At 50.3% G+C, this 18,700-nt stretch carries 18 protein-coding genes; 12 read left to right on the top strand and 6 right to left on the bottom strand.

Annotation, left to right across the window (positions count from 1 at the left end; genetic code table 11):
• Positions 1–11: 11 nt before the first annotated feature.
• Positions 12–1,874 (bottom strand): TIGR00341 family protein, encoded by a 1,863-nt coding sequence (locus IEX02_RS01180; protein ID WP_188689066.1) that lies wholly within the window; start codon positions 1,872–1,874, stop codon positions 12–14.
• 134 nt (positions 1,875–2,008) lie between these two features.
• Here IEX02_RS01180 and IEX02_RS01175 point away from each other — a divergent pair, with 134 nt between their 5' ends.
• The 3 genes from IEX02_RS01175 to IEX02_RS01165 are packed head-to-tail and all read left to right on the top strand — an operon-like array spanning position 2,009 to position 3,733.
• Positions 2,009–2,497, top strand: a complete 489-nt coding sequence (locus IEX02_RS01175; protein WP_188689063.1) for an FKBP-type peptidyl-prolyl cis-trans isomerase — start codon at positions 2,009–2,011, stop codon at positions 2,495–2,497.
• Positions 2,498–2,550: 53 nt separating this feature from the next.
• A complete protein-coding gene (locus IEX02_RS01170; protein WP_188689061.1) occupies positions 2,551–3,021 on the top strand; it encodes a PH domain-containing protein in 471 nt (156 codons plus the stop codon).
• On the top strand, positions 3,014–3,733 hold the full coding sequence (locus tag IEX02_RS01165; protein WP_308422476.1) for a ZIP family metal transporter: 720 nt from the start codon (positions 3,014–3,016) through the stop codon (positions 3,731–3,733). Before IEX02_RS01170 ends, IEX02_RS01165 begins: the two co-directional genes overlap by 8 nt.
• A 117-nt stretch (positions 3,734–3,850) precedes the next feature.
• On the opposite strand, the gene IEX02_RS01160 is transcribed toward IEX02_RS01165, so the two are convergent.
• Together IEX02_RS01160 and tolC are read right to left on the bottom strand one after the other, a co-directional pair.
• Positions 3,851–4,882 (bottom strand): LacI family DNA-binding transcriptional regulator, encoded by a 1,032-nt coding sequence (locus IEX02_RS01160; RefSeq protein WP_188689057.1) that lies wholly within the window; start codon positions 4,880–4,882, stop codon positions 3,851–3,853.
• A 232-nt stretch (positions 4,883–5,114) separates the two neighbouring features.
• Entirely contained in the window at positions 5,115–6,410 is a 1,296-nt protein-coding gene (gene tolC / locus IEX02_RS01155) for an outer membrane channel protein TolC (RefSeq protein ID WP_188689054.1), read from the bottom strand.
• Positions 6,411–6,657: 247 nt separating this feature from the next.
• Here tolC and nudF point away from each other — a divergent pair, with 247 nt between their 5' ends.
• The 5 genes from nudF to parE all read left to right on the top strand — a co-directional run bounded on the left by nudF (position 6,658) and on the right by parE (position 11,076).
• Positions 6,658–7,239, top strand: coding sequence for an ADP-ribose diphosphatase (gene nudF / locus IEX02_RS01150; protein ID WP_229702088.1), 582 nt, complete (start codon positions 6,658–6,660; stop codon positions 7,237–7,239).
• Complete coding sequence (locus tag IEX02_RS01145; RefSeq protein WP_229701976.1) at positions 7,232–7,678, top strand: DUF1249 domain-containing protein; 447 nt, start codon at positions 7,232–7,234, stop codon at positions 7,676–7,678. Before nudF ends, IEX02_RS01145 begins: the two co-directional genes overlap by 8 nt.
• Positions 7,675–8,430, top strand: a complete 756-nt coding sequence (locus tag IEX02_RS01140; RefSeq protein ID WP_188689049.1) for a metallophosphoesterase — start codon at positions 7,675–7,677, stop codon at positions 8,428–8,430. The genes IEX02_RS01145 and IEX02_RS01140 overlap by 4 nt, the downstream gene beginning before the upstream one ends.
• A gap of 30 nt (positions 8,431–8,460) precedes the next feature.
• A complete protein-coding gene (locus IEX02_RS01135; protein ID WP_188689045.1) occupies positions 8,461–9,108 on the top strand; it encodes a YqiA/YcfP family alpha/beta fold hydrolase in 648 nt (215 codons plus the stop codon).
• A gap of 72 nt (positions 9,109–9,180) precedes the next feature.
• Positions 9,181–11,076: a DNA topoisomerase IV subunit B gene (parE, locus tag IEX02_RS01130; protein WP_188689043.1), complete on the top strand. Its 1,896-nt coding sequence runs from the start codon at positions 9,181–9,183 to the stop codon at positions 11,074–11,076.
• Positions 11,077–11,134: 58 nt separating this feature from the next.
• On the opposite strand, the gene IEX02_RS01125 is transcribed toward parE, so the two are convergent.
• On the bottom strand, positions 11,135–12,013 hold the full coding sequence (locus tag IEX02_RS01125) for a dihydrodipicolinate synthase family protein (protein ID WP_188689040.1): 879 nt from the start codon (positions 12,011–12,013) through the stop codon (positions 11,135–11,137).
• Between the two features lie 11 nt (positions 12,014–12,024).
• Complete coding sequence (locus IEX02_RS01120; protein WP_188689037.1) at positions 12,025–12,801, bottom strand: aldolase; 777 nt, start codon at positions 12,799–12,801, stop codon at positions 12,025–12,027.
• 106 nt (positions 12,802–12,907) lie between these two features.
• On the opposite strand from IEX02_RS01120, the gene pdxR reads away from it, so the two are divergent.
• The 3 genes from pdxR (at position 12,908) to IEX02_RS01105 (ending at position 16,697) form a co-directional block, all read left to right on the top strand.
• On the top strand, positions 12,908–14,362 hold the full coding sequence (pdxR, locus tag IEX02_RS01115; RefSeq protein ID WP_188689034.1) for a MocR-like pyridoxine biosynthesis transcription factor PdxR: 1,455 nt from the start codon (positions 12,908–12,910) through the stop codon (positions 14,360–14,362).
• An 81-nt stretch (positions 14,363–14,443) separates the two neighbouring features.
• Positions 14,444–15,736 carry a hypothetical protein gene (locus IEX02_RS01110; RefSeq protein WP_188689032.1) on the top strand — a complete coding sequence of 431 codons (1,293 nt, stop codon included), beginning with the start codon at positions 14,444–14,446 and terminating at the stop codon, positions 15,734–15,736.
• Between the two features lie 73 nt (positions 15,737–15,809).
• Positions 15,810–16,697 (top strand): mechanosensitive ion channel family protein, encoded by an 888-nt coding sequence (locus IEX02_RS01105; protein ID WP_188689029.1) that lies wholly within the window; start codon positions 15,810–15,812, stop codon positions 16,695–16,697.
• Between the two features lie 258 nt (positions 16,698–16,955).
• On the opposite strand, the gene IEX02_RS01100 is transcribed toward IEX02_RS01105, so the two are convergent.
• Positions 16,956–17,480, bottom strand: coding sequence for an NUDIX hydrolase (locus IEX02_RS01100; protein ID WP_188689026.1), 525 nt, complete (start codon positions 17,478–17,480; stop codon positions 16,956–16,958).
• Between the two features lie 168 nt (positions 17,481–17,648).
• Between IEX02_RS01100 and IEX02_RS01095 the strand changes: the two genes are divergently transcribed.
• On the top strand, positions 17,649–18,698 hold the full coding sequence (locus tag IEX02_RS01095; protein ID WP_188689023.1) for an efflux RND transporter periplasmic adaptor subunit: 1,050 nt from the start codon (positions 17,649–17,651) through the stop codon (positions 18,696–18,698).
• Positions 18,699–18,700 lie beyond the last annotated feature (2 nt).

Below are 18,700 nucleotides of genomic sequence, written 5' to 3'. Positions count from 1 at the left end.
GTTTTATGTCCTTATTGCCTGATTCTCAATTCGGCTTCCAGTTCGACCTCGCGGCCTAATTCCTGACTCATCATTTGTTTTAGTGCTTTGAGGTGTGCGGCTTGTAATGTGTTCGCACTAACCAGCTTAACGGAAATGCGTGGACGTTCGCCGTTACTGATCTCTCGGATAGTCACTTCAATGTCGTCACCTAAAACCTGCATTTGGCCATGGGGTAACGCCCGGCTTAAGCGATTCTTGTCAACGAGCTCCTGAAATGACAAAAACAGTGGAACGCAGATCATAGCCAGGCTGATAAGGGTAATACTCATCCCTTTACGGGCCAGGTGAAAAGGAGCAAAGCCCAGCACCAAAAATGTCAGGGCTGCGGACAACGCTATCCCCACCAGGTTGGTGCTAAACAACAAAAGCGCACCACCCGCCATGGCCAGATCGCCCCAGCCTAATCCAATACCGACGACGGAAAGGGGCGGCACTAACGCCACTGCAATAGCGACCCCTGCCAGGCTTTTCGCTACTTCCTCCTTGGCATAGGCATAGCCACCGGCAATCCCTGATATTACCGCCACGCCAAGATCCAAGAGTGTCGGGGTCAGGCGTGCGCGCATTTCGGTGGTCAGGGTGGAAAGTGGCATAAACCAGGTCACTAAAATCGCGCAGCACAAAGCCAGTACGATACCGCCGAATAATGTCTTGGCCGCATTTTGCAATAAACTGCTGTCGGCTCTTGCCAATCCCATTGCCAGGGAAATAATGGGGGCCATCATAGGTGCCAGGATCATGGCACCGATAATCACCGGCGCGGAGTTGGCGAACAGCCCTGTCACGGCCAGTAATACGCTGAGCACCATCAAAACATAGAACGAGGGCTTGGCCTGGGCGTTTTCCCTCAGGTTACGAAACAGATCGCGAAACTCATCTTCGGAGGCATGATGGAAAACCGGAATGGGTTTATCCGCCAGCTCCATAACGGCACCGCCACAAGGAAGGTGGGCCATCTTGAGTTGGTCCTTGCGGATATCTCCATTGTTGTTGCTGCGCTCCTGATTATCGACCTGTAGCAATTGGAGATGTTTTTCATGGATCTCACATACCAGCTCTTTACTGCCAATAGCCACCCCATCAAGCTGGTAATTAACCCCCGAAGGGGCTTTGATGGTCAGGCTGCGAGTCTTGATTAACCCTATACTGTCCGGCAGGTTGCGCGGGTTGATGCGGCCCTGAAACAGGAAACGCAGCATCAGCAACATAAAGGCCACGATACTGCGCGGCGCAACAGCCACTAGTGATAAACGCCTATCCGTGGGATCTAATATGTCTGCCAGACCGCCGCCTAACCAGGGGCGCCGCCTTTGTTCAAGTACCATCATGCCAAGTAGTGCCAGGCTGATACGTTGCTCGGTTGCTGTGACCAACTCGTAGGCATGTAATTGCATCTGCCTGAATTTACCCAGCATAGTGGTCAGCGCTTGCCAGCGGGATAAAGCGTGGGAGGTATCTTTGAGATTAAACACCAGCAGTTCACCGACAATGATACTGGAAAAAACCGGTGTACCATTGCAACTCAGGCTATCGATGGGGCGGCTTTCGGCATCGAGCAGTGTGTTGAACAATTCGGCGAGTTTGGCATTAGCCGGACAAAATGCACGGGCTGCGTGTTTACTTTGTGGATGTGGCAAAATGCCTACTTGCCATTCCAGTTCAGCGGCATTGTTCCACAGTACCTTTATGCTTTCGTCATTCAGGTAAAGCAGCACTCGCTCACCTTGGCCGGGTAACTCGCAGCTGCCGAATAGGCGGGCTTCCACTTGCTGCCCACTGCTTGCCAGCAAGCCGTCTATATCGATGGAACCATCATGGATAATATACGCCATGTTCGAGCGGTTTCCTTATTTCAACAACTCATGTTGCATGCTACTTTAGTGTAGGGATGTCCATGGTGAAAGTCATGACTTGCTATAAGTCATGTGATACTTTCCCGCCTCTAATTTTTACGCCGAGAGACAAGATGCAAATTGCAGAAAATGCCGTTGTACGTTTTCATTATGAAGTTAAGCAACAAGACGGAGAAGTGGTAGATAGCAGCAGAGATGAACAACATCCTGTAGCCTATCTGCATGGTCATAACAACATTATGCCGGCGCTGGAGCAGGCGTTAGCAGGTAAAGCCGCAGGTGAAACACTGTCTGTGACCCTGGCGCCAGAAGATGCCTACGGCGAATATCAGGAAGGTGCTGAGCAGCGAGTGTCCCTGAAGCATTTGTCCGGTGCGGATAAATGGCAGCCGGGTATGCTGGCACTGGTTCATACTGAGCATGGTCAACGCCAGGTGCTGATCAAAAAAGTCGGTAAGTTTATGGCAACAGTGGATCTAAACCATCCTCTGGCAGGTAAAACCCTGACATTTGATTTGGAAGTGATCGATGTACGTGAAGCAACGGCTGAGGAAATTGAACACGGCCACGCTCACGGTGAAGGTGGCCATCACCACCATTAAGCTAGACAGCAGGGGCGTTTCGCCCCTTGCTTTGTGTGCAGGAAGCTGTTGAATTGAGTGTCAAAACGTCCCGCTTTGTATCTCGTCTGGATAAAGGCTTATTGCCCCTCGTGTTGTTTTTCCCCGTTTTTCTAGTCTGCCTTGGCGGATGGCTTACCACGCTTTCCCCTTGGATCGGCGCCGCGGCCATTGTGCTGGGAATAGTCCATATCTTGGTGAGTCTGGTTTATCTGTGGCCTTGTTATTATCTGCTGACCGAACATCAACTGGTGGTTCGCTGCGGTTTAACCAAATTGTGTATAGCCTACAAAGACATTCACCGGGTGGAAGCCTGCAATGCATCCTTACCCTCACCGGCATTGTCATTAAGGCGCTTATTGATTGAGTCCTCGCACGGTGTATTGCTGGTTTCACCTGTTGACCGTAGCAAGTTTCAGCAAGAGCTGAGTTTGCGCATGCATGGCCGTTTTGTCGGCCCGGCTGGTGGCACCGATGAGGCGGAATTGGAGCCAACCAGTGACTGAGCTGGGGCTGGCTATGCAATTGGCGTTGGTGGCCGGGCTGGCTATTCCTCTTGGCGGCTGGCTGGCCAGTATCGAAAACTTCCGTACAGGTTGGTTGGAACGTGAGTTTCGCCATTTTGTGATTGCTCTGGGCGGTGGGGTTTTGCTGGGCGCCGTGGCTTTGGTGCTGATCCCGGAAGGGGTAGGTCAACTGCAGCAAGCCTATTGGGCACTGCCGGTGTTTGTGGCTGGAGGCGTGAGTTTCTTCTTTCTGGAACGTTTACTTGGGGTTCGCAAGCGTGAGGCGCCACAACTGACCGGTATGTTGTTGGACTTCATTCCTGAGGCCATCGCGCTGGGCGGATTGTTGGCCACCGGCAGCAAGCAGGCTCTGTTGCTGGCACTTTTGATTGGTGCGCAGAATCTGCCAGAGGGCTTTAATGGCTATCGGGAATTGGTCGGGCTGAGTAATCGTAAACCTTCCCAGGTGCTGGGTTTTATGTTGGTGTTAGCCTTGCTTGGTCCAATTGCCGCATTGACGGGGTATCTGTGGTTAGCTGATTTTCCCGGCGCACTGGGTTTTATTATGCTGTTTGCCTCCGGCGGTATTCTTTACCTGGTATTCCAGGATATCGCCCCTCAGGCCCATCTGCAAAAACACTGGGCCCCACCATTAGGGGCGGTACTGGGCTTTGCCATTGCCATGAGCGGACAAATGTTACAGCACCTCTAGTTAGAGCGTGTTGCCGGGCTTTGACTTAGGCACACTAGGCCTGCAGCCCGGCGTCGTGACCAGAAGGGACTGGATTTGAACAAAATCTATACTCAAAAGGTCAACACGCTCTATCCATCAAGGCTTTAACGCTGCTCCACAGCTTTGGCGAATCACCAGCTCGGCAGGCAATAATCTGGGCTGTTGTCTTTCCCCTTTGATCAGACTTACCAGGCTTTTGACCAGCATTTCACCAGCCAGTTTGGTATTTTGATGTACTGTGGTCAGGGGGGGATTGGTAAAGCTGGCGGCCAAAATATTGTCATAACCCACCACGGCAATCTGTTGTGGAATGCTCAGCTTCTGATCATGCAGTGCCCGCATCACTCCAATGGCAATCAGATCACTGGCACATACGATGGCATCCACTTTCTGCCCACTGTTTAGCAATAAAATGGCAGCCTGGTAACCAGACTCTTCGGTGGTAATCGCATCAATCTGGATGGGCAGCTCTTTGGCGCCGGCTTGAGACAACGCATGACACATGCCACGGTAGCGTTCAAAAAACTCCGGGCAATGGCTGTCAGCCCCGCCAATAAAGGCAAAGTGCTTTCTGCCTTTTTGGATCAGGTGTTGAGTCATTTTATACCCACCCTGAAAATTATCGCAGGCAATAGATATTCCCGGGTGCTCTTTATCCACGGCCCCCCAGAGGACAAAATGGGTTTGTTGCTGTTCCAATTTGGTGAGCTTGTCCTGGTAGTCCATATAATCGCCATAGCCAAGCAGGATAATGCCATCGGCCTTGTTGGTATCTTCATAGTCTGCATGCCAGTCATCACTGAGTTGCTGAAAAGATACCAGCAGATCATATCCTTCCTGGGCTGTCGCACGGGTAATGCTGCCCAGCATCGACAGAAAAAATGGATTGATCATTGAGTCGTCTGCGGTGGGGTCTTCAAATAACAACAGGGCCAGGGTTCTGCTGCTTTTTTGCCGCAGACTACTGGCGTTTTTATCGACCTTGTAGTTTAGCTCCTTGGCAATTGCTTGTACTTTCTCACGCGTCTCCAGATTAACTAAAGGACTGTTGCGTAGTGCTCGCGATACGGTGGATTGCGACACGCCGGCCAAATGGGCTATGTCGAAAGAAGTAGCCTTACCTTTCATGGTGATGTGTTTTGAACAGCCGACAACGATATGTATTCCTGTTATACACCAGCACAGTTTGAATATCGACTTGCGTATAGCGAAAAAGGTTAACACTGCTTCTAAGGCGTGCTGTCAAGGACGTCCACGATAAGAGTAACGGGCTTTATTTGCGTCGGATTGGATAGACGATGTTTGGCGGATAAAAACAAGCCCCTATTGAAGGGGCTTAGGCGTTGTACTTGGAGTGTGGTTACTCAGGGGCTTTCAGGCCGCGGTTAATATCCATCACATCCTGGTCGGCCAGCGTACCTGCTGCTTGCTTTAACGCCAGGTTGGCCACAATGTACTCGTAGCGTGCGATAGACAGGTTACGGCGAGCATTGTACAGGTTGCTGGTGCTGTTCAGCACGTCAACAATGGTACGTGTACCCACTTCAAAACCTGCTTCGGTGGCACCTAGGGCGCTTTCCGCTGATACAACGGCTTGTTCCAGCGCTTTGATACGCGAGATGTAAGCCGATACATCGTAGAAGTTAGAACGTACATCACGCACGACCTTACGGTACACCTGCTCACGTACTTCACTGCTGACCACAAACTGATGTCTGGCTTGTTCGGTTTGTGAACTAACGCGGCCACCGGAATAGATTGGAATATCTACGCTGATTCCAATTGAAGCGGTATTACAACGGTCGCATCGGGTGACACCGTCTACTTCGGTTTCACTGGAGGTGGCCGATGCACTCAGACCAACGGTGGGCAAGTGTCCAGATTTTGCTATCTCGATATCTTGCTTAGCGATATCAACACCAAGCTTAGCCTCGGTTAACTCAAGGCTGCGCTCATCAGCAATCTGCAACCAGTCTTCAACACGGGCCGGTGTTGGCGTTGCCGTGCTGAAACTGTCGGTGTTTAGTACATTCAGGTCGCTGTGGTAGCTTCCGGTGATTTCACGCAGGCCTTCACGACGGATTTCCACCGTGTTTTGGGCCGTGATTTCTTTGGCTACCGCATTATCAAACAAGGATTGTGCTTCGTGTACGTCGGTAATGGCGGTTAGGCCCACCGCAAAACGTTGCTTGGTTTGTTCAAGTTGACGTTCAATGGCACGCTTCTCGGCCTGGGCAAATTCCAGGTCATCCAGCGCTTGTAAAACCAGGAAGTAAGCAGTGGCTACCCGTACTATCAATTCCTGTTGTTGTTTGGCGTAAGTGGCATTGGCCTGTGTGGCCCCTAATTCCGCCTTATCCAAAGTTTTCCAGTAACTGTGGTCATAGATTGACTGGCGCAGACTCAGTGTTGCGCCATTACTTTCGCCATTACTTTCCCAGCGATCTAAATTAGCACCAACAGATAAATCGATTTGCGGCAGCAGGCTGGCGCGACTGATACCAACGGCAGAGTTGGCGGCTTCCTTGCGTGCTTGCGCGGCGAGGATAGTGGGATCTTTTTGCAGAGCTTGTTGATAGACCTGATATAGATCGTCCGCAAAGGCTTGTGAGGTCACGCTAAAGCCTACAAGCAAAGACAGCAAGGTTTTTTTCATGAGTATTCCTACGAGATGATTAGCTCGATCACAATTCCGATTAATTGCTGCAAAGTCTAAGTAAATCAAGCGCTAACTGTAACCTTTTTAGGGTAACACTGCGTGTTCAAGTGTAACAGAATATTTAACCGTCCAAATCATGCTGTGTCAGGCCGGTGATGGCTATGCTAGGCTTTCGGCCACAATCTACCAGAAAATAGAGCAAAGTTTGAAAGGGATACCGGGTAATTGCGACGATAAGGTGCAAATGCTGGATAAACAGCCGTTATACAAAGGCTTTTTTACCATGCTCAAATACAGTTTCCGACATAAGCTGTTTGCCGGCGGTTGGAGTAATGTATTACACCGGGAAATTTTTGAGCGGGGTCATGCGGTGGCCGTGCTGCCTTACGACCCGATACGCGACGAAATTGTCTTGATTGAGCAATTCAGGGTGGGGGCCATGGCCACATCAGACAATCCCTGGTTGTTCGAATGTATCGCAGGCATCATTGATAAAGGCGAGAGTCCCGAACAGGTTTGTCTGCGCGAAGCCCAGGAAGAAGCCGGACTGCATATCACACGTTTGCATCCCATGCTAAGCTATCTGTCCAGCCCGGGTGGCACCACCGAACGTCTTTATCTGTATGTCGGACAATGCGATGCCAGCCAGGCTCAAGGGGTGCATGGCCTGGCAGAAGAAGGTGAAGACATCCGTGTTCATCGGATGCCGTCTGAACAGGCGCTGGCAATGCTGAGCAATGGCCAGGTGGATAATGCCGCCACCCTGATTTCCCTGCAGTGGTTTGCCCTGCATAAACAACAGTTGATTGAGCGTTGGTGTGAGTGAAACCCGGATACTGAAAAAACATGTGCCACAACTTGCCACCCTGCATGCGGTGTGCGAGGCCAATTATGGACGCTTACTAAGGTTACTGCCTGATTTGGATCAGCAGTTGAAGTATTGCTTTTCCGCCGGGAAGGGCCTGAGCTACCAAATACAGATTCAGCTTTGTGAACCATACACCACCACAGTGGAAATGCGGCAACTGAGCGAGGGGTTACCTACCTATTTACAACCTGTCATGCAAATTCGTTTGTACCATGATGCGCGTATGGCCGAGGTATTGGGCTTTCAGCATATGGGTAAGTTCAAGCCCAGTTATCCTTATCCAAATACCCTGATGCATCAGCGTAATGAAAAAGAACTGGTCAATCACTTTTTGTCCGAGTGGCTGGCTTTTTGTTTACGCCACCTCTCAGCGACGCCTATTGATCAACGCGAATGACCGACGCACCTTTTTGCCTGATTCAGATTAGCGATTGTCATTTGTTTGCCGACATTGACCGATGCGGATACGGGCAAATTAATCCTTATACCAGCTTGATTCAGGTGGCAAAGCTCGCCGCTAGGTTGAATCCGGATGCTGTGTTGCTCAGCGGCGATATCAGTAATGATTGTAGCGAGCTAAGTTACCAACACCTGGCTAACTTAATGGCGGCACACTTACCTGGCGTAGCCTGGCATCTAATCCCTGGTAACCATGACAGCGCCGCGCATATGCAGCGTTTATTTGCCGAGCAGCAGGCTTGTTTACAGCAGCCGGTGGAAATGGGAGGCTGGATGTTGCATGGATTAGACAGCCAGTTTAAGGGCACCTTAGGTCAAGTAGATGAGGCGCAGTTGGCCCGCTTGCGACACAATGTTAAACAGGCTCCTGATTATCATCACCTGGTAGCCGTGCATCATCATCCCATTGCCTGCCAAGGCTGGATGGACAAGCATGCCTGGGTTAATAGCGAGGCATTTCTGCAACAGCTGGATAGCTTGCCGGGGATACGTTTGGTGCTGCATGGCCATATTCACACCGATCTTAGCTGGAAGCGAGGGAAAAGCCTGATTCAAGCTTGTCCATCGAGTTGCTGGCAGTGGACAGTGGAAACGGATTTCGGTGTGGCGGATGAGGCACCTGGTTTACGCTGTATCCGTCTTTTTGCTGATGGCAGGATAGACTCTGTGGTACACAGAATTCAGCCTTAAACATCTTTTCAGTGATGTGGGATATTAACAATGACTGATAATGTATTGATTTATTTGCACGGCTTTCTCAGCTCGCCGCAATCGGTTAAAGCGCAGCAGATGGTTGAGTATATGGCGACCCAGGCTAGCGGGGTCATTCTGGAAGTACCGCAATTGGCTTGCTTTCCTCAGGCGGCTTTAGCACAAGCTCAGGATATCGCCAGGCGACACCAAGGGAAACGACTCACTTTTGTCGGCAGTTCCATGGGGGGCTTTCTGGCAACGCATTTGGTGAATGAATTCGGCGGCCGTGCGGTGCTGATTAATCCGGCGGTGGATCCCCATTTGTTACTGGCGGATTTACTTGGCGAACATCAAAACCCCTATACCGGCGAGCGGTTTGAATTAACTCAGAGCCACGTTGAGGAACTTAAAGCCCTGGCCATTGGTGCTGTGCGGGAGCCCAAGGCATTATGGGTTTTACTACAACAGGGGGATGAAACCCTGGATTACCGTCTTGCCGAAGCATTGTATCGTGATTGTCATTTGACTATTGAACCGGGGGGCAGTCATGCATTCGACGGATTTGAGCGCTATCTGGCTGGGATTTCGGCGTTTTTAATCGGACAGGCGGAGCCTGCTATGACAGATCTTCCTGGCCTACCAGAAGCGGTAATTGCCCCTCTGGCGACGAGTTGATAACATCAAAAAAATCTGCCGTGAACCGCTTGGATAGCACGGCCTGAATTAACCTCAACCTGTAGAAGTTGCATGTCAAATCAAAGCTATAACGCAGAAGCCATCGAGGTATTAAGTGGCCTGGATCCGGTCAAACGCCGCCCAGGAATGTATACCGATACGGCCAGACCCAACCATCTGAGTCAGGAAGTCATCGACAACAGTGTGGACGAAGCCTTAGCAGGGCATGCCAGCAGCATCAAGGTAACCTTGTTTGAGGATCAATCGCTGGAGGTGATTGATGATGGCCGTGGTATGCCGGTAGATGTTCACCCTGAGCATGGTATTTGCGGTGTTGAGCTGATCATGACCAAGTTGCATGCTGGTGGTAAGTTCTCTAATAAGAATTACCAGTTTTCAGGCGGTTTGCACGGGGTTGGAATTTCGGTCGTTAACGCCTTGTCTACCCGGGTTGAGGTAACCATTCGCCGCGATGGTCAGGTTTACCAAATGGCCTTTGCCAATGGTGACAAGGTGGAAGAATTACAGGTTATCGATACCTGCGGTAAGCGCAATACCGGAACTCGGGTGCGTTTTTGGCCCGACAGTCAGTATTTCGATTCGCCCAAGTTTTCGGTGTCAAAACTGTTACATGTGCTTCGTGCCAAAGCGGTGCTTTGCCCTGGTCTGCGTATCCGTTTTGACGATAAGGTCAATAATCAGACTCACGAGTGGTATTTTGAAGACGGGCTGCGGGATTACTTGTTCCAGTCGGTTGGAGAAAGCGTCAGCATCCCAGCTGAAAACCCTTTTGTGGGCAGTATTGCCGGTAATCACGAAGCGGCAGATTGGGCGGTGATCTGGCTGCCGGAAGGCGGAGAGATTGTCACCGAAAGCTACGTAAACCTGATCCCTACCGCACAGGGGGGCACTCATGTAAACGGTTTGCGTCAGGGGCTGTTGGAGTCGATGCGGGAATTCTGTGAGTTTCGCAATTTGCTGCCGCGCGGCGTTAAACTGACTCCCGAAGATATCTGGGACAGATGTAGCTATATCCTGTCCACTAAGATGCAGGATCCGCAGTTTGCCGGTCAAACCAAGGAGCGTTTATCCTCTCGTCAGGCTGCTGCTTTTGTGTCCGGGGTGGTAAAGGATGCCTTTAGTCTGTGGCTGAATCAGCATACTGACATTGCCGAACAACTGGCTGAAATGTGCATCAGCAATGCTCAGCGTCGTCTACGTCAGGTGAAGAAGGTTGAACGTAAGAAGGTCACGCAGGGGCCTGCATTACCCGGTAAATTGACCGATTGCTCCAGCCAGGATACCAGCCGCAGTGAACTCTTTCTGGTGGAAGGTGACTCGGCAGGTGGCAGTGCCAAACAGGCTCGTGATCGAGAAATTCAGGCGGTGATGCCGCTGCGCGGTAAAATTTTGAATACCTGGGAAGTCGAGTCCAGTCAGGTACTGGGGTCACAGGAAATCCACGATATTTCGGTCGCCCTGGGTATTGACCCCGACAGCAGTGATTTGTCCGGTTTGCGTTATGGCAAAGTGTGTATTCTGGCCGATGCGGACTCGGATGGTCTGCATATTGCCACACTGTTGTGTGCATTATTTATTCGCCACTTCCGCGCCTTGGTGGAACATGGCCACGTGTATGTGGCCATGCCGCCACTGTTTCGTATTGATGTGGGTAAAGAAGTGTTCTACGCCCTGGATGAAGGGGAAAAACAGGGGATTCTTGATCGTATCGAGGCGGAGAAGATGCGCGGTAAAGTCAATGTGCAGCGCTTCAAAGGCTTAGGTGAAATGAATCCATTACAATTGCGTGAAACCACCATGGATCCCAACACCCGCAGATTAGTGCAGCTCACCGTGGATGACGATGCCCATACCCAGGAGCTAATGGATATGCTGCTGAATAAAAAGCGAGCCGGGGATCGCAAAGAATGGTTGGAGAATAAAGGCAATCTGGCAGTGATTCAGTAAAGTGGCTATCGCAACCAGTGAAGGAATTAAAAAGGGCTGATTTTCAGCCCTTTTCTATTTACTGTACCGCCGCCATATACTCGGCCAGCCTGGCTTTATCTTCCGAGTTCGCTTCTTTCAGGGGCGGACGCGGAATGCCGGTATCTATGCCCACCAAACTCAAGCCAGCTTTGATGGTTTTGGGCAGCCCGCCTGCCACTATATAGTGCAGTAGCGGAAGCTGGCGATAAAACAGCTGTCTGGCTTTCTCCATTTCGCCTAAACGGACCGCTTCAAACAGGGCTTTGGGGTGTTTACCCAGCAAATTGGGGGCAGCGGTGCACCAGCCACTGGCACCTGCGCATAAGGCCTCCAGTGCTAAAGGGTTGCAGCCGTTGTAAAAGGGCAGGGTGCCTTGTGACAAGCTGAAAATCTTATGCATGCGCTGTATATCGCCGCTGCTTTCTTTCACCATGCAGATATTGTCAATTTCCGAAGCCATCTTCACGATGAGAGCCGGTGACATATCCACCCCACTGGTTGCGGGGTTGTTGTAAAGCATAATGGGGAGTGACGTGCTATCAGCGATGGCTTGATAGTAGGCTTGAATTTCCTCGTCGGTCAGTTTCCAGTAGGACACCGGGATCACCATAATGGCATCAGCACCAATACGTTCTGCGTATTTTGCTTTTACAATGGCTGCCGACGTCGTGAGTTCGGAAATGCCTATAATCACGGGCAGTCGCTTATTGACGGTCTGCACCGAACACTCGGCAACGTTCATCCATTCTGCCAGACTTAGGTAGGCGCTCTCACCTGTGCTGCCCAGTGGGGCGATAGCATCACAACCTTGTTCAATTAAGTGCTCCAGGCTTTGTGTTAATGCGGCAAGGTTTATCTCGCCATTGCCGGAATGAAAGGGGGTAACTGGGTAAGCAATAATGCCGGATAATTGCATGAATTGGCTCCTTATATGCAGTCAGGATGTTGTTTCAAGGCTTGCCTGGCGTAGTAGGCAAAGTTCACTTTGTTGCGCTTGTCAGTGGATACCCAGTCATGGGCCTCCTGGGCCAGGGATTGGGGTAAGGGTTGGATTTGTCCGGCGGCCATGGCCAGTAACTGCAGCTTAGCGGCCCTTTCGATTAAAATAGCCAGGTTACAGGCTTCCTCAATGCTTTTACCGACCACCAACTGACCATGGTGAGCGAGCAAAATGGCGCGATTGTTCCCAAGGGCCGCAGAAATGATTTCCCCCTCCTCGTTGCCAACGGGAACACCCGGCCATTCGCGTAAAAACGCGCAATCCTGATAAAGAGCGCAGGTATCCATTTGTGCAATTTGCAGCGGTACGGCGAGCATCGCCAGCGCTGCTACGTGGGTCGGATGGGTGTGAATAATGCAGTTAACCTCGGGATGCTGCTGGTAAATCCAGGTATGGAAACGATTCGCTGGATTGGCCATACCCTTGCCATCAAGCGGTTCCAGATCGGCATTCACTTCCATCAGGTTATCAGCGCTAATCTCATCAAAGCCCAGGCCGAACGCCTGCGTAATAAAGCTATTCCCGCTGACGGTACGGCAGGTGATTTGTCCTGCCAGTCCGGCGTCATGGCCTTTATCGAATAAAATCCTGCACGTGAGCGCCAGTTTTTGTCTGTCGCTGAGTTGAGGTTCCTGAATGACTTGGTTCATACGATGCTGTGCACCTTGCATCAGTTCTTGCTTGGAAACTGCTGCGGTTTTCATAAAGCCTCCTAGTGTATGGGGTTGGTGTAGAGGCAATTTAGCGTTATTCTGGCCCCGTCAAAACATCCAGTTTCTTAATTCGTACTGGTCCAGAATGAGGTGTCCGATGCTCAGACCCTGGCATTTACATATCCGTCTTGATGACGCATCAGGCTCAACCTTGCAGCAAAGGCTGTTGAACTGTCTGATTGACCAGATTCAGCAAGGTCGCCTGCAACCCGGTGATGTATTACCGGGCAGTCGTGCGCTGGCGAAGCAACTTGGGGTAAACCGTAAAACGGTGCAATGGGTGTTTGATGACATGATTGCCCAGGGCTGGCTGGTGAGTGAACCGCGACGTGCAACCCGTGTTAGCCCTGTATTGCCCGAGGCGCTTGAAACAATCAGGGAGAAGGTGCCGGCACAGTCTAAGTTAAGGCAGCCGGAGTGGCGGCAATCTGCGCAGCGGCCAAGTGATTGGGCTTCGTACAGTGAAAGCAATGATGGAACGCCTGATTTGCGGCTTATTCCTTATGAAGAATTAGCCAGAGCGACCCGACGAGGGCTACTGCAATCCATCCGCGGTGGTTCGTTGGGGTACGGTGACCCAAGGGGGACGCGTACATTGCGCCTGGCAGTGCAACAGATGCTGAAACAGGACCGCTTTATGCGCGCAGGGCTGGAGCAAATATGTATCGTGCGCGGCAGTCAAATGGGAATTTTTCTTTCTGCGCAACTATTGGATCCTGGCAAAGGGGTCATTGTGATGGAAAAGCTGAGCTATCCGCCAGCCAAAGCGGCGTTTATGTCCCTGGGATTTCAGGTTGTGCATTGCCGGCAGGATGAGCAGGGACTGGACACTCAACATTTGCAGAACCTGTTACAGCAAAAGGCTGTGGCGGCGGTTTATACCACGCCGCATCATCAATATCCCACCACGGTTTGTATGTCTTCGGCGCGCCGTTTAGCACTACTGCATCTGTCTCGTCAGCATGATTTTGTGGTCATAGAAGATGACTATGATCATGAGTTTCACTACGACAACCGACCGGTGGCTCCCTTGGCGAGTCTGGCGGATGCCGATAATGTTATTCATATTGGTTCGTTGTCTAAGGTGTTCGCGCCAGGGTTACGTCTTGGTTATATGGTGGCAGGCGCCGAACTTATCGACCGAGTTGCCGGCCAGATCATGCTGGTGGACAGACAAGGCAATGCCATTGTGGAGTTGGCGGTGGCGGAGCTGATGGAGAGTGGTTTGGTCAAACGGCATATTCGTAAGGCGCGTAAGATCTATCAGCAGCGTCGGGATCTGGCAGCCAGACTCTTACTTGAGGCACTCGGTGACCAAGTGCAGTTTAATCTGCCGGCCGGGGGGATGGCACTATGGTTGCAATGTGGTCGTCTTTTGCCGAAGGAGACTCAGGCGCTACTCAAGCCCTATGGCTTTAATGCTGAACAGAATTTTGGTCAGCAAGTGCAAGATAAACAGCATCTTCGCTTTGGTTTTGCCTCACTGAACGAACAAGAAATAACCCGTTCGGTCAAACAATTACAAAAATGCCTGACAGTCGCGGAGATTTAGGCCAGGTCGATTCTGTCAATTGGCCGCCAGTGTGGTTAAATACGGCCCTTAATTAATCATTCTATTGAACATGGAAACTCAATGCTAAAGGTGACCAAGTGGCTGGTGTATAGCCTGGCAACAACATTGCTGGTAATGCTGTTAGTGGCTGGCATTACACTTTCTCTGGTACTGGAGGATAAGCCTTGGGTTGAGGAAGACTTGGCAGGCCAATTGGAACATGCTGATGAAGTCAGGCCGCTACTGGGGCAATTGAGCGGCTTGCTCAGACATAGCCGTTATCAACAGTTCGTTCAGCTAAGCCGTCCGCAATTGCAGAGCCTGGCTGGATTGGCCCAGCGCGCCGAATCCCGTTTACAAGGGCAGATAGGCTTGAGTGATGAGTTAGGCTGGATGGTTTGGAGTTATCGTTTACCTGACAACCCCTTTGGTGATTATCTGAATGTCAGTGCAGAGTTATTGCCTCACAAGGGGCTGCGTCTGGGCACATTGAAATTAGGTAGTGTCAGCATGCCGGGTGAGCGCGTACTGACGGCCCTATTGTGGTTACTGGATTGGAAAATGGGGGAGCAACTGGCATCGGATTTTAGCCAGCGTATTGAGCAGGTGCATTTAAGCGATGAAAAGTTATTAATACGATTGGCGCCTTTTGATGACCTTGTTGCTAAGTTAAAAGCTTTACCTAAGTCTAACCTTTCTGAAGATAAAGAATTGCGCCGCCAGCGTGTGCAATATTATCTGGCTCAGTTACAGCAAATGCCGTTACCCAACGCCGATGTCTCTCTTGGCAGATTGATTGGCTACGTATTTAACAAGGCACAGCAACGCACTCATTCCGGTGCGGAGGCCAGTGAAGAAAACGAAGCGGCTCTGATGGCATTGGCCATTTTTGCAGGTAGCTACCGATTTGCCCACTTGGTGGGTGATCTGGCGGGAGAAAACGGCAAGATCCAGATGGTTGCAACCCATACAACCCTGGCGCAAAGACGGGACCTGAGTTTGCACTTCCTGTACTCGGCGGCTATTAAGCTATTTTCAGAGCAAGGGATCAGTGTTGCAATTGGTGAATTCAAAGAACTGATGGACAGAGCGAAAAAGGGCAGTGGTTTCAGTTTTGTAGACTTAGCTGCGGATATGACAGGGATTCGTTTTGCTGAACTGGCGACTGATCCGCAAACCGCAGAACGTCTGCAGCAAACATTGGCCGGGCTGGACAGCGAGTTACTGTTTTTCCCCTCCATTGATGGCCTGCCCGAGGGCTTTGACAAGCAAGCCTTTAAACATCGCTATCAGCAGGTGGACAGTGAGGCCTATAAAGCCGAGTTGCAAGAGATTCAGCGGCGTATTGGTGAATTGGCGCTTTATCAAGGCTGATTGCCAGCGCTGGGTAAGGGTACCGAGTTGTCAGTTTGAAAATAGCTATTAGTAAATTAATTAAGCAGGAGTAATGCGTTTGGAAGTTTGGTTGGAAAGGGTCCTGGAGTTTATTGTGGGCCATAAATTGGTGATGTCGGTGGTCTTTGGCGCCTTATTTTTAGTGGTGCGTCAGTGGGTCCTGCGATTGATCCGTAAACGAGCCAAACGAAAAGATGAAGATAAACGGCACGTAGTTAATGCTATCAAGAACGCGACCAACTTTATGTTGGTGTTGTTTTTGTTGGTGGTCTGGTCAAATGAATTACAGAATTTGGCCTTATCTATCGCGGCCTTTATGGTTGCCATTGTGCTGGCGACCCGTGAGTTTATTCAGTGCATTATGGGGTTTTTGTACGCCACCAGTACCCGGATGTTCCGGGTAGGGGACTGGATCCAGGTGGGGAACTATCATGGCGAGGTAATGGAGTCTCACTGGTTTACCCTGACCTTGCTGGAAGTGGATATAAATACCTACGAATATACAGGCAAAACCCTGAATCTGCCGAACAACCTGCTGGTTATTAGCACAGTTAAAAATCTCAATTACCTGAAGCGTTACGCGAGCCATACTTTTACGTTGGTCAGGGATCAGAGCGTTAACGTGTTTGCCTTTAAACAGCAACTGCTTGAACGTGCGCGAGGCCATTGTGAGCACTTTCGTGATGTGGCGATGCGCTATAACAGTCTTATTCAAAAGCGGCTGGATGTGGTTATTGCCGGGCCTGATCCCGATATCCGGGTCACTACTAACCATTTGGGTGATACCGAAGTCCGGATTAAAATCTTTTGTCCTACAGAGCAAGCCACTGAAATTGAACAGAAGATTACCGAAGATTTTATGGCCTTGTGGTTTGCCTGTTCCACGGCGAAGGACGGTCAGTTGAACTTGCCTGATTTGTCAGAAAAGGTAGCAGAATAAGAATTACCTTTAGCTATTTCATTAAGAGCTAAAAAAAACCGGCTTAACTATAGTTAATCCGGTTTTTTATTGGCAGGCTAATTTTAAAGTTGTTTATTTGTTGTACAGCTCTTTGCTGGTGTGATAATCGAGTTTCCTTAAAGGGATTGTTTTTATTTTTATTAAAATCATATGGTTAAATAAATACCTCTGCAGAGTATCTACAGCAGTGGCTGAATTTCTTCAGTTGCTTTTATACTTACAGAGGTTTTGCGTTAATTACTTTATTTCCGATGGTTTTTCATCGGTTTTACCTGCTTGATTAAACAGGGCTCTGATTTGCAGTAACTCGTCTTCGTAGCGCCAGTCATGACTTTGGATTTCAAACGGATCGGTGAGCTGAATACTACTGACTTCCAGGCGCGACCATTGAGGTACGGGAAACTCTTTAATATCACTGCCAAAGTCGCCATGCAATTGACAGGCATAAAAGCGAAAGCCCGCTTCATTGCTGCCAAGGAATGCGCCTACTTCTACGTTAAAACCAGTTTCTTCCCAGGTTTCGCGATGGGCCGTGCATTGCGCACTCTCATCACCATTGCTCAGACCGCCTGGCAGGTCTAATTTTCCTGAATGTCGATGACCTATAGTGAGCAGCCATTTGTCGATTTTTATTAGGCATGCAGCATTACCGGGGGTAGCCTCCTTAGTCTGTTCTTTGACCCGGCACATAGGATCGGCCGGCGGCTCTGATGAGCATGCCAGCAGGAAGAAGATACTGGTAAAAAGGACAGTAATTCGCAACGCATTGAGATTAAGCTGATTTGAGTGGAGCCATATTAGGCGGATGACTCAGATGGATCAATACTTCAGCCTTATCTCTGCCATACTGCAATAGCTGATAATAAAAAGGCATGCGCTTACAAAGCGTAGCTAGTAAAAACAATGAATTACCTTGGGGCAACAGGCTAGATGACCACAAAACGCACTATTTCACCTGTCTTGATCATTTTGCTGCTGGTGGCAGCGTTAACCGTTTATGTTTATCTGCCCAATGAGCAGGAACAAAATCAACGCATGATGCAGGTGGTACCGGTTAAGGTACAAGACGTTCAAGAACAGGAATTTGCCGTGCTTATCGAGGCGCTGGGAACAGCCAGGGCCAACGAGGCTGTGGCCATCACGGCACTGGAGAGTGAAATCGTAGACAGTATCGCCTTCGATGATGGTGACCTGGTAAAAAAAGGCCAATTATTGGTCGGTCTCAATAATAGAGAAGAGAAAGCCAGGGTCAATGAATTAGAAGTGAATCTGCAGGAAGCCAAGCGCCAGTTAGTGAGAATCCGTGATCTGGCGAAAGAAAATGCCACCTCGGCACAGTTGTTGGATGCTCAAGAGGCCAGGGTAAATGCGCTGGCTGCACAACTTGAAGTGGCAAACGCACGTTTAGCTGAGTTGGAGATTCGTGCTCCTTTTGCTGGGCGCTTGGGCATTCGCCGCATCAGCATTGGTGCCTTGGTTAAGCCCGGTGATGTTATCACCACACTGGATGACCTGAGACAGATTAAAGTGGACTTCAGTATTTCTGAATCCCATCTGCCTGATGTCGCCAGAGGCCAACTGGTGATCGCCGAAACGGTTGCGTATCCGGGTCAGGCTTTTAGGGGCGAGATTTCCAGCCTGGACTCCCGCATCGATCCCGTTACCCGAGCTGTGCAGGTGAGGGCAATTATTGATAACCCTGATTTGAAGTTGCGCCCTGGTATGCTGTTGCAAATTAACCTGCAAAAACAGGTGCTCAACACCTTAGTACTGCCTGAGGGAGCCTTGCTACCCATACAGGATAAGCAGTATGTGTATGTTATTGATAGCGAAAATAAAGCACATCAGACCGAAGTTAGTGTGGGCCGGCGTAAACCCGGCGTCGCGCAAATTCTGTCGGGGATTCAAGCCGGTGACAAGGTGGTCGTGGAGGGAACGCTACGCTTAAGCGAAGGTGTTCAGGTCAGGATTCAGGAGTAAGC

The organism is Bowmanella pacifica, from assembly GCF_014645355.1.
Classification (GTDB): domain Bacteria; phylum Pseudomonadota; class Gammaproteobacteria; order Enterobacterales; family Alteromonadaceae; genus Bowmanella; species Bowmanella pacifica.
The sequence above is the reverse complement of the archived record's forward strand: the minus strand, read 5'-3'. Positions and strand labels throughout refer to the sequence as shown.